A 19,972-nucleotide genomic window follows, 5' to 3' on the forward strand; every position below is an offset into this window, starting at 1 on the left:
AGTCTGTTTGACTCCGCAAAGATACTACTTTTTTTAATTTCAATATGATGAAAGCACTAATTTTATGCGTTTTGTGTGGAATATTGCCCTTACAAGCGCAATTTATTCTTCCTTCTAAAGATGTTTCGCTCATAGCAGTTATCGATAAAAAATATCATTTTTATCACCAAAAGAAGAATGGCAACTATGTAGCGATGCAACTCAACTTTCTCAGGGAATCCTTGCCCGATAGTACTTTCTACGCCTATACTCCTTATTGGACAATGGATGACAAAGAACTTAGCTACAATGATTTACACTTGCGAAAAGACGCTTTTATTGAAATGAAAGATGTGCGCCCTACTATACTTGATGAAATGATTGGCAAAAACTTTGGTAACCCTACTGTGATGTTAAAAAAGCAGAAGACACATTGCTTTAGTTTGCTCAATACTTCGGTAGCCAGCGAAAGAAAATTAGAATTTGAAACCAATGCATATAAGGGTGAGAGACTTATCATTGAAGACGAGAAGGGGTGGTCTCATATTGTTAAAGACACACTACCGCGATGGGAATCTTACGAATTCCAATATTATGCTTATTTCGTTTTAGATGTAGGTAAAGGAAGATACTTTTTCTTACTCTCCGACTTAAAAGGCATAGATAACACTCCTTATATCTCAAAAATTTATTTTCCTCCGAAAGAAAAAAATACAATTGCAGCATTAGATCGCTATAGTTGGCAAAGAAACATTAGCAAAATGGAAGAACTGCCTCCTATAGAGATGCGTTATACCAAATGGATCAACTATTGGAATGTAAATGAGTTTTTGACACTTCGACCCCAAGGAAAACAATATGAGTTAGTAAATCGCTTTAACCACAAAGTGTTACCTAAATCCTATGACACCATTTACTACAATGAATATGGGGTCATTGGCAAGAATAAAAATTCTTTAGACTTTTATAATTACCAGCACCAACCTATCAAATTCAAAGGGGTGAAAGTAGCTTATTTGTACAACATAGGTATAGAAGCTCTTACTGAAAAAGGAATAGAATTATACGATATGAACGGACAAAAAGTTGCAAAATTACCAAAAGCTTATAGAGGCTATTGTGGACTCAGTTTTCGCGAGGGAGTGTATCGCCTCAATAAAGATACGATTGAGGGGCACATTACTCATTATATAGATTTTAAAGATACTCCTCTGATGAGTGGTAGTGAAGTAGCTGATGAGAGATACCGCCTCATAGACCGCAATGCTGAAGAGGAGGTCGCCTTTATAAATGCAACAAACTATTACGAGAGAAGCTACTTAAGTTGGGATAAAAAAGAAGAGGAAAGAACACGTTTATTTCCGCACTTGGTCAGTGTAAAACGCGAGGGGAAAGTAGGACTTTTTTACTACGATTATTCAAAAGCTACAAACTATACGAATGAAGAAATACAAAATCTCTACAACAATTTCTTTTTAAAAGACAAAGATGGAAGCTCCGTCTTTATACTTGGGATGATACCTACTGTTATAAAATATATCGAGGGCAAACAGTTATTGCCTTTTGTATTCGATAAAATTGAGCAGAAAGAAAATGATGTTATCTACTTATACAAGGACGGCAAGATAGGATTCTACCCGCAAACCTCAGCCCAATACAACAAAGCCATTCCTCTCTCAACATCATTTTATGCAATAGAGAAGAATGGCAAAAAAGGTTTCTTGGATATTCACACGCTCCAAGAGTATTTTTAGTAAGGTATATCGTCGTCGGTTGAGGTGGTGGAAGGAGCACCAAAAGCCTGAGCAGGATTTGCCATTGGCACGGCATCAAAAGCTACATTTTGGTTCATTTTAGAAGTAAACTCTTGAGGTACTGCCGATAAGAAACCTCCACTGCTATATTCATCTAAATTTGCAAATCTACCTAAATGTCCTTCAAACTTCAAACGTATATTGTCTAAGCCCCCATTACGGTGTTTTGCTACAATAAATTCGGCTTGTCCGGCAGTAGGCGTTTGAGCTTCGTCGTCCCACTCCATTATTTTGTAATACTCAGGGCGATAGATAAACGATACGATATCAGCATCTTGTTCAATCGCTCCTGATTCACGCAAATCGGATAGTTGAGGACGTTTGTGACCAGGGCGTGCCTCTACGTTACGCGACAATTGTGAAAGCGCAATTACCGGTATATTGAGCTCTTTGGCAAGTGCCTTAAGGTTACGCGAAATGGTAGAAATTTCCTGCTCGCGGTTACCAGCCCCTTTGCTACCTCCGGCAGTCATCAGCTGCAAATAATCAATTACTATTAACTGAATACCATACTGTGAGGAAAGTCGGCGTGCTTTAGCTCGAAGGTCGAAAATAGAAATAGAAGGCGTATCATCTATAAAAAGTGGTGCTTTTTCGAGGTCTTTTACGCGGTTGTTGAGCACATCCCATTCATAGGCTTCCAGTTTACCAGTACGAAGTTTTTCGGAGGAAAGTCCTGTTTCTGAGGAGATTAAACGGGTAATAAGCTGTACTGACGACATTTCCAAAGAGAAGAAAGCCACCGGTATTTTTTGCCCTACAGCGATATTGCGTGCCATAGAGAGCGTGAGGGCTGTTTTCCCCATACCAGGGCGCGCTGCCACAATAATAAGGTCACTCGCTTGCCACCCCGAAGTGAGTTCATCTAATTTTGTAAACCCTGATGGCACTCCACTAAATCCATCGGTTTTATTAGACAATTCTTCGATTTTCTTTACCGCTTTATACACCAAATCACCTGCTGTTTCAGTAGAGCGTTTTAGGTTGTTTTGGGTAACCTCATAGAGTTTTTGTTCCGCTTGGTCAAGCAGCACAAAAGTATCGGTAGTTTCATCGTAAGCATCTTCTATAATTTCAGACGAAAGTTCTATCAATCGGCGTTTGATAAACGTCTGCAAAATCAATTGAGCGTGGAACTCCACATTGGCAGACGACGACACGCGCTGAGTGAGGTTGATAAGATAGAGTTCTCCTCCTGCAGCTTCTAAGTTGCCATCTTTGCGCAATTGTTCAGAAACCGTGATAAGGTCGATAGGTAACGACTGGTTGAAAAGTTCAAAGATAGCTTGATAAATTAATTGATGTTGTTTTTTGTAGAACACATCAGGGCTAAGCATATCAATAGCATTGTCAACACCGCGTTTATCAATGAGCATAGCGCCGAGTACAACTTCTTCGGCATTGAGGTTTTGCGGGGGGAGTTTACCGCGTTCAATACTCGTTTGTTGTTGAGTAAAACGCTGATATTGAGGTGTAATTTCAGGAGTTATTATATTTTCAGATTCATTCATAGCGCAAAAGTACAAAAAAGAATGATACTTACTGTAATTATTTACTCACATAGATTGTTAATAAGGTGTTGATAACAATTTGTCGATTTACTGATTTATTAGTATATTACAAATGTAGAAGGTATTGAGGACGGAAATAAAAATTGTGATACTTTCAATTTATAGTTAAACAAAAATAGATCACAAATAAATGAGTTTATTTTTAAGGGGGCGTTTGCAAAACGTCCCTACATAACATACTTTAAAAGTAATTGATTATCAGTTTTATAGACTTTGTAAAAGTCTAAGGACTTTGACAAAATGCAGTGATGCAAAAGAGATAACATTCTGTCAATCAGGGATTATTATTTCTCAACTATTGATTCATATTAATAACTATGAAATATGTAGATATTAAGGTTGCAGAAAGTTCTAATGGGAAAAATATTATTCAAAGTACAATAAAAAAAGCTCTAACTTTTGTTAGAGCTTTTAGTGACCTCGACAGGATTCAAACCTGTAACCTTCTGAGCCGTAATCAGATGCGCTATTCAGTTGCGCCACGAGGCCATTGTTGTTTTTGTTTTACGGGTGCAAAGGTACAACCTTTTTTGAAACCTGCAAATTTTTTAACAACTTTTTTTCAATTATTTTTTTCTTACTTCACTTGTACTCTCCATCCAAATGGGTCTTCAGCCTTGTTATACTGAATGTTAAGTATAGCTTGTTTGATTTTATCTGTATATAATTCAGCAGGACGATTTACACTGTAATCCTTGCCTTTATAGCCAAATCCAGAGATAGGGCTAATCACCGCAGCCGTTCCACAACCGAATGCTTCTTTCAATTCACCCTTTTCAGCTGCTTCGATAAGTTCGGTTACTTTCACAGGACGAATTTCGGTTTTGATACCTAATTTTTCGGCTACTGCAATAATACTTTTACGAGTTACCCCATCGAGAATACGCTCACTGGTAGGGCAAGTAACAAGGGTATCACCAAAACGAAACCATAGGTTCATTGTACCTGCTTCTTCTAAGAATTGGTGCGTAGCATCGTCTGTCCACATCACTTGTTGATAACCTTCATTAGCAGCTTCCTGGGTAGGGAAAAACTGACCTGCGTAGTTACCTGCAGCTTTAGCAAAACCAAAACCACCATTAGCCGCACGGCTGTAATAGTCGGCTATTTTTACTTTCACATCGCCTTTGTAATAAGCCTGTACAGGGGCGGTAATAATCATAAAGAGGTAGTTTTTAGCAGGGGCAGCTTGCACACCAGCAGTAGTAGCAATCATAAACGGACGCAAATAGAGAGCATTGCCAAATCCTGGTTTTATCCACTCACTATCAATATCTACAAGAGTGCGAAGTGCTTGATCAAACCATTCTTCAGGGAACTCAGGCATTGCCAATCGTGAGCAGGATTTATTGATACGTTTGTAATTTTCTTGTGGACGAAAGAGAAAAACGTGTCCGTTGTCATCTTTATAAGCTTTCATTCCCTCGAAAACAGCCTGCCCGTAGTGGAATACGCTTGCTGAAGGTTCAAGGGTAATAGGAGCATAAGGTTTGATGGTTGGGTTTTGCCACTGTCCATCTGTGTATTCACAGATAAACATATGGTCAGCAAAAGTTTTACCAAAACTCAGTTTTGAAAAGTCTATTTCGTTGATACGACTTTCTTTTACTTTTTCAATCTTTAAATTCATATTGTTTTAGTTTTTAATTCTTAAATTTTTGTCAAAGGTACGAAATATTTTTTAACTTTGTCGCTTAAAAGACAAAAATCTTTATTGTGTATCCACCAATATACTAATTATGAAATAATTACTTGTTATTTACTACCTGTTACTTTTTATTTGAATTATGATTCACGAACTTATAAAAACCTCCGATGGCTCTACCAGCCTCTATATTCCGCAATTAGATGAGACCTATCACTCAGTACACGGCGCACTTCAAGAAACGCAGCACGTGTTTATCAAAAACGGACTGCAACTATTTGAACACCAGAGCATCTCTATCTTAGAAATTGGCTTTGGCACAGGGCTCAATGCTTTGGTTACTTACAAGGAACACAAAGTCTTGCAGCTGAACATTCACTACGAAACGGTAGAAGCCTATCCTATTTCGTGGGAGGAAGCCTCACAAATGAATTTTTCGGAAGTGCTCTCCCCTACCCTATCCCCTATTTTTGAACAGATGCACTGCTGCCCGTGGGATGAAACTGTTGCTCTCTCTCCTACCTTCAGCTTCAAAAAACGACTACAACGTTTTGAAACTATTAACGATGTCGATAGTTTTGACCTTATTTATTTCGATGCTTTTGGGGCGCAAGTACAACCAGAATTGTGGCAAGAAGCTATTTTCCAACAAATGTACGCTGCCCTCAAACAAGGAGGCTATTTGGTAACTTACGCTGCCAAAGGTAGTGTGCGCCGTGCGATGCAGGCTTGTGGTTTTACGGTGGAACGATTACCAGGACCGCCTATGAAAAGGGAAATGTTACGCGCTCACAAGGATTAAAGCCCAAATGTCCGTTTTCTACATAGAGCGGAAAGGGTAAGTTATTAGTATACAATGCTCCAGTACCTAAACCTTGAGGCATTGGACTGCGAAGTGTGTACGTCCACTGTGCAATAGCATTGAGCCCTATATTGCTCTCCAAAGCTGAGGTTACCCACCAACCTATACCCAATGTTTCGGCAAGCGTTATCCACTCTTCAGAACCTCGATAACCTCCTATGAGCGAAGGTTTTAAAATGATATACTGCGGTTGTATCTCTCTTAGAAGTCGTTGTTTTTCTTCAGAAGTAAATACCCCTATCAATTCCTCATCAAGGGCGATAGGCAGGGGTGTTTGTTCACATAGTTCAGCCATCGCTTCCCACTGTCCTGCGCGTATAGGCTGCTCGATAGAGTGCAATTGCAGGGCAGCTAATCGTTCTAAATACACCAGTGCTTCAGTTGCTTGAAACGCACCATTAGCATCCACCCTTATCTCTATATCACTTGCTGAAAACTCATTGCGCAAGGCTTTTAAAATACGATATTCCTCTTCAAAATCAATGGCGCCTATCTTCATTTTGATGCAACGAAATCCCTGAGCGAGTTTTTCTTTTATCTGCGCTTTCATAAAGTCGGGAGAGCCCATCCAAATAAGTCCATTGATAGGAATTGCGTCTTTTCCCGTTGTAAAAGCGGAAGGAAAAAGTTCGTACCACTGCGATGCCGCTACCGATCTAAAAGCCTGTTCCACACCGAATTGTATAGAAGGAAAGGCAACGAGTTCTTTGAACAATGCCTCTTCACCCAAATGCAGATGTTGTTCTACCCATAGCAGTTTAGCTTCATAATCAGGTACATCATCGGCACTCAATCCACGAAAGAGATTGCATTCCCCTATGCCTTTTTTGCCCTCTTGTTCTATTACCAAAAAAAAGGTTTCTTTGGAGGTAAGCACCCCTCTTGATGTCCCCGAAGGACGTTTAAAATTGAGAGTATGTTTAATCATAATATCAATTTGCTAATTCGCTAATTTTTAATTTTCTATGATTTTTATCTACTTGTATCAATTCGACTATAGTATAAGTCTCTGGCAAGTATTTTTCAACTCTTTCTGCCCATTCAATAAAACACCAATCACCCGAATAGAGGTATTCTTCAAAGCCTATATCAAAAGCCTCTTCCTCATTTTTGATACGGTAGAAATCGAAGTGGTAAATCTTATCATTAGTGCCTTCATAAGGGTTCACCAAACTAAAGGTAGGGCTACTCACATTATCGGTACTGCCTAAAGCTCGTACCAAAGCCTTGATAAGGGTAGTTTTACCAAAGCCCATTCCTCCTTTGAAAATCACTACTTTGGATTGCAAATAAGGAAGAATTTTTTCGGCAATGGTATCTATTTCGGATAAAGTATAAGTAAATTCCATAAGGTTTGTTCCTTTTATTGGGCAAAGGTAGTAATAATTGAGAAATTAGCAAATTAGCAAATTTTCTAATTAGCTGGTCGCAGTTTGACCAGTTAGGGGTGTATTTTTGCCGCAGAAAAAGAAAGGTAAAACTTTTTCACACAAAAAGGAATACATATCCAAAAAAGTTTGTACATTTGTCGCGATTTAAAAGATAAATAGATATACGATAAAAGTATAAAAACATAACGATATAGCGTTTCGCTTTGATTTTCCTGTTCTGGAATACGACCAAACATTTCAATAACACAAGGAAAGCAAGTGCCGAGATGCCTGCCTTTATAAGCGCAGGTATTCCTTTTTGCTTTTGTGTTAGCCTTTGGTCGGGCTCCAGACGAAGTAATAGGAAGCCTGCGCTTAAAATAAATATCAAAATAATATGAAAATACAAGAACTCCTAAATGATTTTAAAGAAATCAAAAAGCTGTACTATTCAGAAGGTAATTGCTTTAATTTTTTTCAATTTGTAGAAGATAAGTTTTGGAAAATCACTGAAACTAAACATAGTCGTATTTTAGCTTTCTTTTTAAATCCAGAAGAAACTCACGGACAAGGAGGTACTTTCTTGAAACTTTTTCTTGACAAATTAGAATTTAACACAACTGACTTTAACCCGAAGCTGTGGAGAGTATATGTAGAAAGAAATAATATTGATATTCTCTTGCAATCTGATCAAATTAGCATTGTAATTGAAAACAAATCTAATGGAGCTGAAAACCAATATAATCAGTTGTATCGCTATTGGGATAGTGCCATTTACCAATTTCATCATAAAGATCTTGAGAAAGCTGAAAATAAAAACTACTCTCGTATTGTGTATCTACCTGATGGCTGGTGGTATGATCGTAAACCAACAGAACAAACTAAAAAGCGTCCTGATTATTTATCAGTAGAGGAATATCCTGAAAAACTTAATGAAAATATTATTACTACATGGACATACATAAAAGAAATAAATGAGTGGCTAACGGAATGTGCTAATAGTGTAAGTGAAACTAACATTATTAAGTACTTTATTAATAGCTATATAACTTACTGGAGCAAAACAAAATTAAAAGACAAACAATATATGCAGATTTTAAAAAACCACTTAGATACAGTTGAAGATTGGAAGAACCTCAATGAGATTATAAATCAGGCTCAAAACTTAAAATCTCAATGGATAGCAAACTTTGAGAAAGAAATAAAAGTTGAAAATCCCAATATTTTTTGGGGGCAAAGAAAGACATTATCTCCTTATGACTTCCGCTGGGGTATCAAAGGAAGTGATTGGACTGATATGTGTATCTTGTTCTATCCTTCTGAATATGGACTTTCTATTTGGGGGCAAAAGTTCTATAAAGTAAAAGATAAATATAAAGCAGAACTTGAAGCAATCTTTAGTGAAGATTTTCAATGGATAGAGGATTCTAATAGTAATTATGCTATGTGCCTGAAAGATGATTGTTTTGAATTTGATGAAGTTGATTTACCTTGGCAATTTTATGACAATGCTCAATTGGTAAAACGAATAAAAGAAGTAATTACCAAATATACAAACAATCCCAAAGTAGTTGAGCTTTTCAAAACAATAAATGTAGACCCTAAAGAGTAAACAGAATGAAAAATATAATATCACTCTTCAAACATCTATCCAACATCAATAGGGCTTATGAAATAGTTAAAAAAAGTACTAATGAAGATTTTAATATTTTCTCTATCTTACGAATGGAAACAGATGAAGTGAACACTCATTCTCGATTTATTGCAGAACTACTTAATCCTAAGGGAAGTCATTTTCAAGAAGAGAAATTTTTAGAATTATTTATAAAATACTTTAATTATCTAAAAAAAACAGAAGATAATAGTAACTTCTTGGGTGCTCCCATAGAATTAAACCCTAGAAAATCGATTATTGAAGTTGAAAAATACATAGCACCCAAAACAGAAAAAGAAGGAGGGCGATTAGATATAGCTATCTCTGAAGGTAGAGAAAACTTTATTTGTATTGAGAACAAAATATATGCTGGAGAGCAGGAAAATCAAATGGAAAGATACTACAACTATGCTAAAAAAGCAGCTAAACAGCATCATATTTTCTTCTTAACGCTTTTTGGTGATAAGCCAAGTAGTGTTTATAGTGAAGATTGTATTATCTATAACATATCTTACAAAAAACACATTGTAGAATGGCTTGAACTTTGTAAAAAAGAAGTTGCTGATAATGCTATTATTAGAGAAACTATTAACCAATACATCAATCTTATCAAAAAACTCACCTATCAAACTATTAACAAAGAAATGGAAAAAGACATTCAAGACCTCATTCTAAAAAACTATAGTGAAAGTAGTCTTATCTATAAAAGTTTTGAAAAGGCTATTTATAGTCCTATTAACACTATCATCGAAAATTTAAGCCATAAAATATCAAGTTACTTACAAAATCAAAACTCTAAGTGGCATGTTTTTCATACAGGTACTCTTAACAGCCTAAGCGATAGAGGCAGAATATTCATAAAGCCTAAGTTTTTCAATGATAATGGCAGTATTGCCATAGAAGAATTTAACCCGTTAACAACAGCTCAACACTTTGGACATAGAGTGTTTTATGGGTTATTCAACAAAAATCCTAACCTCCAGATTCCTTTTCCTATGTCCTATCCAGAAAACAAGAAAGACGGATGGTTAAATTATGAATTTTGTCCTATTTTTGAAGGTATTGAATTAAAAACTGACGAAGATAACTTCATTGATTTGCTTACTAATGAGACTAAAAAGCAGGAACTAACTGAGCACTTATACGAGAGTTTTATTCAGTACTTTGAAAAATATGCTGAGGACTATTTAAACTTTCTCAACGGTGAACAATTAGACCTTGACAACTTCTTAAATAATTCTATAAAAAAACTAAACAATATCAATCTCCATGAGATTTATTGTATTTTTGAAAATAGATTCAATATAAGCAATTATAAGAATGTTACTGAAAAATGGATTTATAATAATCGCTGTTTTGTTGTTGATTTTAATAATAGATTAGCTTGTGATCTCTATATAGAAAACGAAGAGATGTTTTTAGATTGCCTTCATAGAGACAATGAAGATATCAAATATTTAATCCCTACTAATTATGAAATAAGATCTGATACTCGTTATAGATTTTTTCTTAAGGGGGAAACTTTAGCGCAAAAATTCAAAGACTTTGAAGATAATTACATTAACTTCATAGATAATAAAATAGTCTGATATTAATCTTTATTATATATAACCTCCCCACTCCTAAAAAAGTGGGGATATTTTTTTCAAAAAACACCATCATCGGTCATATTTTGTCCATTTAATATTGTATCTTTGCCGTGTAATTTTTAAAGTAATACAATGAATCTTTACTTAGATGACCTCCGTACTACTCCTGAGGGGTTTGAGCGGGTGTATAGCTACGAGGAATTTGTAGCTTATCTTCAACATTATGGGTTGCCTGATTTTATCTCGTTTGACCACGATTTAGGCGAAGAGTTTTCGGGTTACGACTGTGCTAAATATTTAGTGGATTACTGCTTAGACCATCAGTTGCCTTTGCCCGATTTTGTAGTGCACAGCCAAAACCCTGTGGGCAAAGAAAATATTGAGCGGCTGCTAAATAATTTCAAAGAACAACAAAAACAATTTTAAAGGCAATTTAACTACTTAACACTTTTCACTTATTATGGCAAAACCTATTCAAATAGCACGTTTGGTGCATATCATTAGATTGCTTACTACTCATAAAAATGGACTATCGGCTCAGAGTATTGCCGATTATTTAGCTGATGAAGGTGATGAATATGCTTTCAGTAACCGCACTATTCGCAGGGATTTCGACGATATATACATCGCTTTTGGTATTGACATCACCCTTAATGCAAAAGAAAAAGTATGGGCTATCAACCCCGATAGCATTGCCAATAAACAAAGCATATTAGACCATCTGTTGTTAGTAGATGCGCACCGCAAGGCAAAAAATACAGGTACCCTCCTCTTAGAAGTACAACCTGAAAAGGGCTTGGAAATGCTCGATCCTATCCTTACTGCTATTTCTCAAAATGTATTGATTACCTTTGCTCATACTTCCTTTGGTTGGGAAACTACTAAAGCATATCAGGTACTGCCTTATGCAGTGAAAGAATATCAAGGTCGTTGGTATCTCATTGCGACTGATAACAAACAGCCTATCAAACTCAAAGCTTTTGCTCTCGACCGTATCAACAATTTAGAGGTAACCGACATCCAAGTGAAACGCAAAAAAATAGATATGGAGTCGTTTTTTGATCATTTCTATGGGGTTGCCATTGCTGAAGGCGAGCCCTTGCAAAAGGTAATACTTTCCTTTGATTATGAACAAGGTAAGTATATCAAATCGCTAAAACTACATCCTTCTCAAGTAACTCTAATAGATAATGAGGACGAACTACGTGTGCAACTCACTCTTGCTTTTCCTAATGGTAAAGCTCCCTACGATTTGGTGATGAAACTCTGTTCGTTTAGCTGTTCAGTAAAGATTATCGCACCTCAATCTTTAGCTGATGAGGTTGCTAACTACCATAAAGCTGCCTATGAACAGTATCAGTCCTCGTAAAAAAATCGTCGTTCGTAAGTCGTTATTCGTAATTATTTTTTACCTTTGCCCATTAGAAATAAAAAACTTATGGGAACCACTACAATTGAAGCACAGAACTACTGCATATATTTTAACAAAGAAGGAACGCGTTTTATCAATCATTTGATAGCTGAGCGCCGCCCCTCTAAACTCTTCCTTTTAGTAGATAGCCATACTAACGAACACTGTTTGCCAGTATTGCTCCCCGATTTGGCTACCGATATTCCGTTAGAAATCATAGAAATAGAAGCGGGTGAACCCAATAAAAACATCGATACTTGCACCCAAGTGTGGTATGCCCTTTCTGAATTGGGGGCTGACCGCAAGTCGTTGCTCATCAATATAGGTGGGGGCGTTGTTACCGATTTGGGGGGCTTTGTCGCCTCTACTTTTATGCGCGGTATCGATTTTATAAACGTGCCTACGAGTCTGCTGGCAATGGTTGATGCCTCAGTAGGTGGTAAAACTGGGGTAGATTTGGGTGCCTTAAAAAACCTTATAGGAGTGATCAACAATCCGTTAGGGGTAGTGGTCGACACTCGCTTTTTGGCAACCCTACCTGCTGAAGAACTCCGCAGCGGAATGGCAGAAATGTTCAAACACGGTCTCATCAGTTCACCTGAATATTGGCAACAAATGTGTCAGCTAAATGAACTGCCCGTAGAATATTTGGGAGTGCTCATTCGTGAATCGGTAGTGATAAAAAATGAGGTTGTACGCCAAGACCCTACCGAAAAAGGTTTGCGAAAAACGCTGAATTATGGTCATACTTTGGGGCACGCGATAGAATCGTATTGTTTACAAAACCCTGAAAGAGAACGCTTGTTACACGGAGAAGCTGTTGCTATTGGAATGGTGCTCGCTACTTATCTTTCGGTAAAAGAATTGGGATTCCCGCAAGCTGAATGCGACCATATCAAAGCTGTTTTAGCTGAATACTTCCCCAAACAATCTTTTTCTAATGAAGAAATTACCGATATTTGTCAGCTGATGCGTTTTGATAAGAAAAACGTAGGGGGCAATGTTTATTTTGTGCTTTTAGAAGCCATTGGCAAACCAAAAATTGACTGTATTGTTCCTTTTGAAGAGATTTATAAGGCTTTTGAATATTACCTCAGTTAATAACCATAACCAATAACTATATGAAGCAATTTTTAATCTTCTTATTATTTTGTTCTCTATGGGTAGGACGAGTGTCAGCGCAAAGTTATTGGCGCAAAACCAATTTCACTACCCAACGTAGCAATCATTCCACTGACCCTTCTTTTCAGTATTTTACCTTAGATAAGGCGGCTTTTGCGCGTGCGTTGCAAGCAAGTGAAACAAGCCGAAGTGCTGCTATCATTGCCATTCCTAATGCCGAGGGAAAACTCATCAACTATTATATTACCCCTACTCAAGTGCTCTCGGAAGCAGTAGCACGCAAATTTCCTTCTATTAAAACCTTTGTGGGCAAGGGGGTAGACGATGATACTCAACACATCCGCTTTACGTGGAGTGATTATGGATTGGATGCAATTATGCAACAAAATTTGTATTATAGTTTTGTAGAAGCTGAAGATCAAGAAGGAGTTCATTATAGAGTTTATAAATATGAAAATAGCGAAAAACCTTTGGTAGACTGCAAAACTTTAGATGTACCAGCACTTGTAGCAGAAACCCAAGCACTACAACGCGCCACTTTTTCAAGCACTAATGTGCATCGCACTTTTAGAATTGCCGTGGCTTGTACCTATTCGTTTACTACGTATTTTGGAGGAAAAACACCTGCTTTTACACAGGTTGTCAATATCTTAAACAAAGTGAATGAAGTATATGGGCAACAGCTTTCTATAGACTTTCAGTTGGTTTCAGACGACAGCATCGTTTTCGACAATGAAAATACAGACCCTTTTGCGGGGATCAACTACAGTAATTGGAATAATTATATCAACACTTCTACTACTCTACAACAAGTACTTGACAATAAGATAGGCAATGCTAACTATGACATAGGACACTTATTCCACAATGGCAATAATGGAGGTAACGCAGGATGCATAGGTTGTGTGTGTGAAAGTGATGAAAAAGGGCGAGGTTTTTCGTCTTATCCTTTTGGAAGAAGAGGAATCCTTAACAGTGCTTTTGCTATAGATGTAGTCGCTCACGAGATAGGACATCAAATGGGAGCACGACATACTTTTTCATACCGCAGAGAGTTTGGCTCTGGCTCACAAATGGAACCAGGAAGCGGCACTACCATAATGAGTTATGCAGGTGTTAGCCGCGATTACGACGTGCAACAACACGCCGACCCTTATTTGCACCACCGTACAGTGTACGATATTACCGAGAACCTGCAAAGCAAATCGTGTGCTACGGAAAATCCTACAGGCAACACACCTCCTGAAATACCCGACCTAAAAAGCTATACCATTCCGTACGGCACTGCCTATCTGTTAGAAGGTTCTGCCACCGATGTTGATGGTGATGACTTGCTATACACTTGGGAACAAGCCGATAATTATACTACTTCTAACAGCTACTATTTTTCACCTACGATACGTTTTGGAGCTACAGCCCGCTCTATGAAACCCTCTACACAATCGTATCGCTATATACCTCGCTTAGAGCGCATTGTAGCAGGCACGCTCACCCAGCAGAACCCCAGAAAAGGCGATGCTTGGGAAACGGTACTCAACATTGGGCGCACCCTCCATTGGACGTTTATGGTGATCGACCGTCCTTTGGCAAGTAATCAAACGGGAAATACTGTTTATAAAACCATTGAGGTAGTAGTAAGTGCCGATGCAGGTCCTTTTAAAGTAACTTCTCACAACCAAAATAGCACTTGGGTAGTAGGACAGAAGGTGAAAATCGAATGGGATGTTGCCAATACTAATAAAGCTCCCGTATCAGTAAATAAAGTGAAAATACTTTTTTCTACTGATAACGGAGCTACTTTTCCACATACTTTGGCTACTGGCTTAGCTAATAATGGCAAAGCTGAAGTAACAATACCCGCAAGTCTAAAAACTACTCAAGGACGCTTTATGATCAAAGCTGAAGAGAATATCTTTTTAGCCGTAAATGCAGGGACTATTACTATAAAAGAAGATGAAGATACCGATGGTGATGGTATAATGTCCAGCGTCGATAACTGTCCATTTGTAGCGAATCCCGACCAAAAAGATAGCGATGGTGACGGTATAGGTGATGCTTGTGACGATGATATAGATGGCGATGGCATTCTCAACGCTTTCGACAATTGCCCTACCGCATCCAACACTACCCAAAAGGACAGCGACAACGATGGTATAGGCGATGTTTGTGACAACGATATCGATGGTGATGGCATTCCTAACGCTCAAGACAACTGTCCGCTGATTTACAACCCCGATCAAGCTGACCTCGACAGTGATGGGATAGGCGACAGCTGCGATGATGATATTGATGGAGATGGTATTCCAAATAAAGAAGACCCTCAAGTGGATTACGTACTCATTTCCAATGCCTTTACTCCTAATGGTGACGGTATCAACGATACTTATACGATTGCTCACGCCGAAAAATATCCGCGTAACACCCTTTATGTGTATAACAATTTAGGTCAGTTAGTATATGAAGCAAGAGGCTACAAGAACCAGTGGGACGGCAAAATGTCTAATGGAACATTGGTAGCTCGAGGCTCGTATATAGCGATATTTAGCATCGATGGCTCTGACGAAAAACAAACTAAATACTGGATTTACATCAATTATTAAAAGAAGATAAACTATGAAAAAGATATTTTTAAGTGCCCTATTACTCGCTGGGGTAGCTCAAGCACAAACTATCGACCCCTCTTATATATTCTACTATCAGCACCAAAACTTGGTAAACCCAGCAGCTGTAGGCTTAGAGAGAGGGCACACCATCTCGGTGGATATACGCAACCAATGGCGCGGAATGACCGAAGCGCCTCAAACGCAAACTTTCTTCACCACTCACCGCCTTTCCGATCGCGTAGGGGTGGGACTTTCGCTTGCTAATAACAAAGTTTTTATACAGAAACAAGCCGGTATCTATGCCGATTTTTCCTACTCAATCCCTATTACTTACAACTCTAATTTGATAGGAGGTATAAAGTTTGGGGGAGATTTTTTTAATGTAGATGGCAGTGATTTGCGCACCTACAACAATTTGTATAATATGTATTACCCTAATGGAAATCGTAAGCACCCCACTTACTACAACGACCCTTATTTGCAAAGTATTTCAGGGAAGTTTCAAACCAACTTTGGTGCGGGACTCTACTACGACCATCCTGATTTCTATATAGGTATGGCAATTCCTAATATGCTGGCTTCTGACAAAGTGCGTATGGATAACGAAGTAATGACTTCTATTGCCGATAATATGTTCTTCTATTCTATGGTGGGTTACTATTGGCGTGCAACTACCGATTTCACTGTAAAACCACGTTTCCAAACGCGATTTGGCAAAGGTGAAAAACCTTCTATCGACCTTACTGTGGCAGGCAATTTTGCTAATCGCGCCGAATTAGGTGTCACTTATCGCACTGATAAAGCTGTAAATGCTTATGTATTCTTTGAAATCCCTGATTACTATGTAGCAATAGGTTATGGGTTTGAAAGTTACTTCCAAACCCATCTCAACTTGCAATCGCGTAACTCTCACGAGTTTTTAGTACAATTCAAATGGTAGTGTGAGCCACACAGGCGATTATTTTACTGTATATTGAAGTGTAGTGTATTGGGCAACGCGGAAAGCACCAAGAGGGTTTTCGCGTTTATTAGTAGTATTCACAATGTTACCTATAGGGCGGGTAGGGATAGTAAATGGATTTTGTCCTCTAGATATTTGAACAATCATTTGGGCAAACTCTTTGTATTGAGGATGAATGCGATAAAGGATAACATTCACCACATCGCCCTTCTTGAGTTTTTCGTCATTATCAACCCCTGCCATTATAAAGAAGAATTTATTATTAGCTATGTAATTATCGTCCAAGGTGCCATAAACAGTTTTAGAAATATTACTCTGCGACAACTTTAGTAGATAAGCATTAGCAACCCCATCATTGATACCATCAAAATAGAAACGCACCTCTTTGCGATCTTTTAAAAAGCCTCCGTTTTCTTTCTGTACAATTCTATCAGAAGGTACTACGGGGGCTTCGAGCATTTTATCTTTGGCGGTATAAGTTTGTCCGTCGAGCTCTACAATCAATTCATAATCTTTTCCTAACTCAGGGGTAATACCCGCAGGGAACACATAACGGCTGCCACCTTTTAATTCATTTAGATTATCAGATGTGATAGTAGTGGTACCATCCCAAAGGGTAAGACTATAAGTTTGGGTACCTGAAACTATCTTCACCACTGCATTATTTACCGCAGGTGAATGTGTTTCGCCAAAATAGGCTTCAGTATAGCTGATATCGACTATTGGGTAGGCTTTGGCTTCTCCTTTTTTCCAGTCGAGCGCTGCATCAATCACTAATTTCTTAGGAGCAGTATCCAAATTCAAATCGATAACTTCTTCGCAAGAAGTCAAAGCAAAGGCACTGAGGAGTATGATATAAAGGTTTTTCATTTTATTCTACTATTTATAGGATTAGAAACTAAAGTTATAAGTTACACTAGGTATGATACCAAAGATAGAGAGTTTCACAGCTTCATTGCGATGTGTATCTTCGTTTTCACGGAATGAAACACTCACAGCATTTTTGCGGTTATACACATTGTACACGCCAAATACCCATTCACTTTTCCAACGCTTGTTAGCACGCTGAGGAGTATAAGTAGCTGATAAGTCTAAACGGTGATAGGTAGGCAGGCGGTATTCATTGCGTTTGCTATAATCGGGGACAGTTTGTCCTAAGTAGGAATAACGCCCTACAGGGTAGTTTGCAGGCAATCCCGATTGCAAGTTGAATATAGCACCAAACGTCCATTTAGGCGAAAGCTCGTAAGTAGCTGTAATCGAGAGGTCGTGAGGCTTATCGTAAGGGGCATTATACCAATCGCCGTAGTTGATACCTATTTCTTCAGGGGTACGACCTTTGGTTTGCATTTCCGATTTTGAGAGTGTATAGGCAATCCAACCGGTAAGTCTGCCTACATTTTTACGCAAGAGCACTTCCAAGCCATAAGCTCTGTTTTCTCCTGAGAGCAACACACGCTCAATAGCTTCATTAGCAATTAGATTCGCCCCATTGATATAATCCAAACGATTTTGCACCTTTTTGTGGTAAGTTTCAACCTCTATGCTGTATTTATCGTCAAAAACATTAGAAGCATAACCTAATGCCACTTGGTCGGCGATTTGAGGTTTGATAAACTCATCGCTAGGCGTCCAAACATTCAAAGGCGAAGGAGATGCTGTGTTAGAAATGAGATGTACATACTGGGCAGTGCGCGCATAGCTCGCTTTTACTGATTTAGTATCGCTAAAAGCATAACTCATTGTAAAACGCGGTTCGAAATTAGAGTACAAATCGATAATTCGGTTACTGCCGTAGTATTTAGTACCTATAGCAGTACCTTGGTAATACACTTGTCGGTTAGCATTGTAGCCCACGGGATTGTCATTAGGATAAATATTCACAGTGCGTTTTCCTAAACTGTAGAAATTGCTAAAGCGCAAGCCGTAAGATACCGTAAGAGCTTCAGCTAATTTTTGTTCTACATCGGCATAGAAGCCCATTTCGGCGGCATAGCGATGTTCGAGTATGCGTTCTTTGATAGTAGAGGCTGAAGTTTTAGGCACAATTTTCCCTGGTTTGAACACGTAGTACAAACCTTGTAATCCGTAAGTAAGTTTGAATTTTTCGGAAATATAGTTTTTGAAGTCGTATTTGAGGTTAAAATTCTCAATTCCCGACGTCCATTTCATATCAATAAAACTAAAATCAAACTTATAGTCGTAGTTGCTGTAGATAGCCGAGAGATTAGAGAAGAGTTTATCAGTAAACAAGTGATTCCAACGCAAATTCACTAAGGCATTGCCATAAGTATTGGTGAGGTTCTCACTAAGTATAAAACTATCACGCCCAAAATACCCTGAAAGATAAAGCGCATTGTTTTCGTTGAGTTGGTAAGAAAGTTTAGTGTTGAGATCGTAGAAATAAGCTGAATTTTTATTGTCGCTCAGTTTGAGGAATAGATGAGCGTAAGAAGCACGCCCTCCCACTAAAAACGAGGCTTTATCTTTCACGATAGGACCTTCGGCAAGCAAGCGTGAGGAGAGCGCCCCTATACCGCCAGTTGCTGAAAACTTGTTCTTATTACCTTCTTTTTGATAGATATCCAAAACTGAAGCGATACGTCCACCGTAGCGTGCAGGAATTCCGCCTTTGTAGAGCTTCATATCGCGCACGGCATCAGCATTGAAGACACTGAGGAATCCAAAAAGGTGAGATGCATTAAAAATTGTAGCTTCGTCGAGGAGTACCAAGTTCTGGTCGGCAGCGCCACCACGCACGTTAAATCCAGAGGACGCCTCACCCGCATTGCTCACCCCAGGCATTTGCATTAAGGTTTTGATAATATCCACCTCACCCACCAATACAGGAAGTTTCTTGACGGTAGTAATAGGAATTGTAGCAACGCTCATTTCGGGTTTGCGTACAGCCGCTTTAGGAGCAGAATGAGCATTGAGTTCCACACCTTTAAGCTCTATAGCCTCAGGTTTTAATTTGTAGTCCTTACGGATATTTTTGTTGAGCTCTATAGTTTCTTGGTGGGAGCCAAAACCTATATAGTCAATCACAATAGTATATTTACCTTCGGGTAAAGTAATAGAATAGAAGCCATATTCATTCGTAGAAGTACCCGTATGGAGTTCTTTGACAATGAAGTTTACCCCTAATAATTTTTCACCATTAGAAGCATCGGAAATAGAACCGCTAAGGGTGTACTTGTGTTGTGCAAATACAGCAGTTGTAGCTACTAAAAAAAGTAGTAGAAAGCACTTTTTCATAAGATATTTTTATTTTCCTAGGGGCAAAGATACGAATAATTTATCCATTAGCCAATTATAAAGAAAGTATAGTTATACAAAAACTCCCTGATGAATTAGATTCTATCAGGGAGTTTTGCATTAATTATTTGAG

General features: G+C 38.3%; 15 protein-coding genes and 1 tRNA gene. 9 read left to right on the plus strand and 7 right to left on the minus strand.

Going from position 1 to position 19,972, the window contains the following annotated elements:
• The first annotated feature begins 44 nt into the window (after positions 1-44).
• Positions 45-1,733, plus strand: coding sequence for a hypothetical protein (locus Q0162_RS07585; protein ID WP_297890759.1), 1,689 nt, complete (start codon positions 45-47; stop codon positions 1,731-1,733).
• Here Q0162_RS07585 and dnaB read toward each other — a convergent pair.
• The 3 genes from dnaB to Q0162_RS07600 all read right to left on the minus strand — a co-directional run bounded on the left by dnaB (position 1,730) and on the right by Q0162_RS07600 (position 4,994).
• A complete protein-coding gene (dnaB, locus tag Q0162_RS07590; protein WP_297890760.1) occupies positions 1,730-3,304 on the minus strand; it encodes a replicative DNA helicase in 1,575 nt (524 codons plus the stop codon). The genes Q0162_RS07585 and dnaB overlap by 4 nt on opposite strands.
• Positions 3,305-3,779: 475 nt before the next feature.
• Positions 3,780-3,853, minus strand: a tRNA-Arg gene (locus Q0162_RS07595).
• Positions 3,854-3,941: 88 nt separating this feature from the next.
• On the minus strand, positions 3,942-4,994 hold the full coding sequence (locus Q0162_RS07600) for a branched-chain amino acid aminotransferase (protein ID WP_002677415.1): 1,053 nt from the start codon (positions 4,992-4,994) through the stop codon (positions 3,942-3,944).
• Between the two features lie 157 nt (positions 4,995-5,151).
• Here Q0162_RS07600 and mnmD point away from each other — a divergent pair, with 157 nt between their 5' ends.
• Positions 5,152-5,811 carry a tRNA (5-methylaminomethyl-2-thiouridine)(34)-methyltransferase MnmD gene (gene mnmD, locus Q0162_RS07605; RefSeq protein WP_297890761.1) on the plus strand — a complete coding sequence of 220 codons (660 nt, stop codon included), beginning with the start codon at positions 5,152-5,154 and terminating at the stop codon, positions 5,809-5,811.
• On the opposite strand, the gene Q0162_RS07610 is transcribed toward mnmD, so the two are convergent.
• Positions 5,774-6,799: an o-succinylbenzoate synthase gene (locus Q0162_RS07610; RefSeq protein WP_297890762.1), complete on the minus strand. Its 1,026-nt coding sequence runs from the start codon at positions 6,797-6,799 to the stop codon at positions 5,774-5,776. The two genes, mnmD and Q0162_RS07610, sit on opposite strands and share 38 nt — an antisense overlap.
• Positions 6,800-6,803: 4 nt before the next feature.
• Positions 6,804-7,220 carry a tRNA (adenosine(37)-N6)-threonylcarbamoyltransferase complex ATPase subunit type 1 TsaE gene (gene tsaE / locus Q0162_RS07615; protein WP_297890763.1) on the minus strand — a complete coding sequence of 139 codons (417 nt, stop codon included), beginning with the start codon at positions 7,218-7,220 and terminating at the stop codon, positions 6,804-6,806.
• Positions 7,221-7,638: 418 nt separating this feature from the next.
• Here tsaE and Q0162_RS07620 point away from each other — a divergent pair, with 418 nt between their 5' ends.
• From Q0162_RS07620 to Q0162_RS07650, 7 genes are all read left to right on the plus strand, one after another.
• Positions 7,639-8,853, plus strand: coding sequence for a PD-(D/E)XK nuclease family protein (locus Q0162_RS07620; protein ID WP_297890764.1), 1,215 nt, complete (start codon positions 7,639-7,641; stop codon positions 8,851-8,853).
• Between the two features lie 5 nt (positions 8,854-8,858).
• Positions 8,859-10,484 (plus strand): PD-(D/E)XK nuclease family protein, encoded by a 1,626-nt coding sequence (locus tag Q0162_RS07625; protein WP_297890765.1) that lies wholly within the window; start codon positions 8,859-8,861, stop codon positions 10,482-10,484.
• 132 nt (positions 10,485-10,616) lie between these two features.
• Entirely contained in the window at positions 10,617-10,910 is a 294-nt protein-coding gene (locus tag Q0162_RS07630) for a cyclic-phosphate processing receiver domain-containing protein (protein ID WP_297890766.1), read from the plus strand.
• 34 nt (positions 10,911-10,944) lie between these two features.
• The gene (locus Q0162_RS07635; RefSeq protein WP_297890767.1) at positions 10,945-11,853 is read left to right on the plus strand and encodes a WYL domain-containing protein; all 909 of its coding nucleotides are present in this window, start codon (positions 10,945-10,947) and stop codon (positions 11,851-11,853) included.
• Between the two features lie 69 nt (positions 11,854-11,922).
• Complete coding sequence (aroB, locus tag Q0162_RS07640) at positions 11,923-12,996, plus strand: 3-dehydroquinate synthase (protein WP_297890768.1); 1,074 nt, start codon at positions 11,923-11,925, stop codon at positions 12,994-12,996.
• A gap of 20 nt (positions 12,997-13,016) precedes the next feature.
• Positions 13,017-15,617 (plus strand): thrombospondin type 3 repeat-containing protein, encoded by a 2,601-nt coding sequence (locus Q0162_RS07645; RefSeq protein WP_297890769.1) that lies wholly within the window; start codon positions 13,017-13,019, stop codon positions 15,615-15,617.
• Positions 15,618-15,630: 13 nt separating this feature from the next.
• On the plus strand, positions 15,631-16,560 hold the full coding sequence (locus Q0162_RS07650; protein WP_297890770.1) for a PorP/SprF family type IX secretion system membrane protein: 930 nt from the start codon (positions 15,631-15,633) through the stop codon (positions 16,558-16,560).
• An 18-nt stretch (positions 16,561-16,578) separates the two neighbouring features.
• Here the strand turns inward: Q0162_RS07650 and Q0162_RS07655 are convergent, their stop codons facing one another.
• Both Q0162_RS07655 and Q0162_RS07660 read right to left on the minus strand, forming a co-directional pair.
• Entirely contained in the window at positions 16,579-17,451 is an 873-nt protein-coding gene (locus Q0162_RS07655; protein WP_297890771.1) for a hypothetical protein, read from the minus strand.
• 21 nt (positions 17,452-17,472) lie between these two features.
• The gene (locus tag Q0162_RS07660) at positions 17,473-19,839 is read right to left on the minus strand and encodes a TonB-dependent receptor (protein WP_297890772.1); all 2,367 of its coding nucleotides are present in this window, start codon (positions 19,837-19,839) and stop codon (positions 17,473-17,475) included.
• Positions 19,840-19,972 lie beyond the last annotated feature (133 nt).

This window comes from uncultured Capnocytophaga sp., from assembly GCF_937936315.1.
Classification (GTDB): Bacteria; Bacteroidota; Bacteroidia; order Flavobacteriales; family Flavobacteriaceae; genus Capnocytophaga.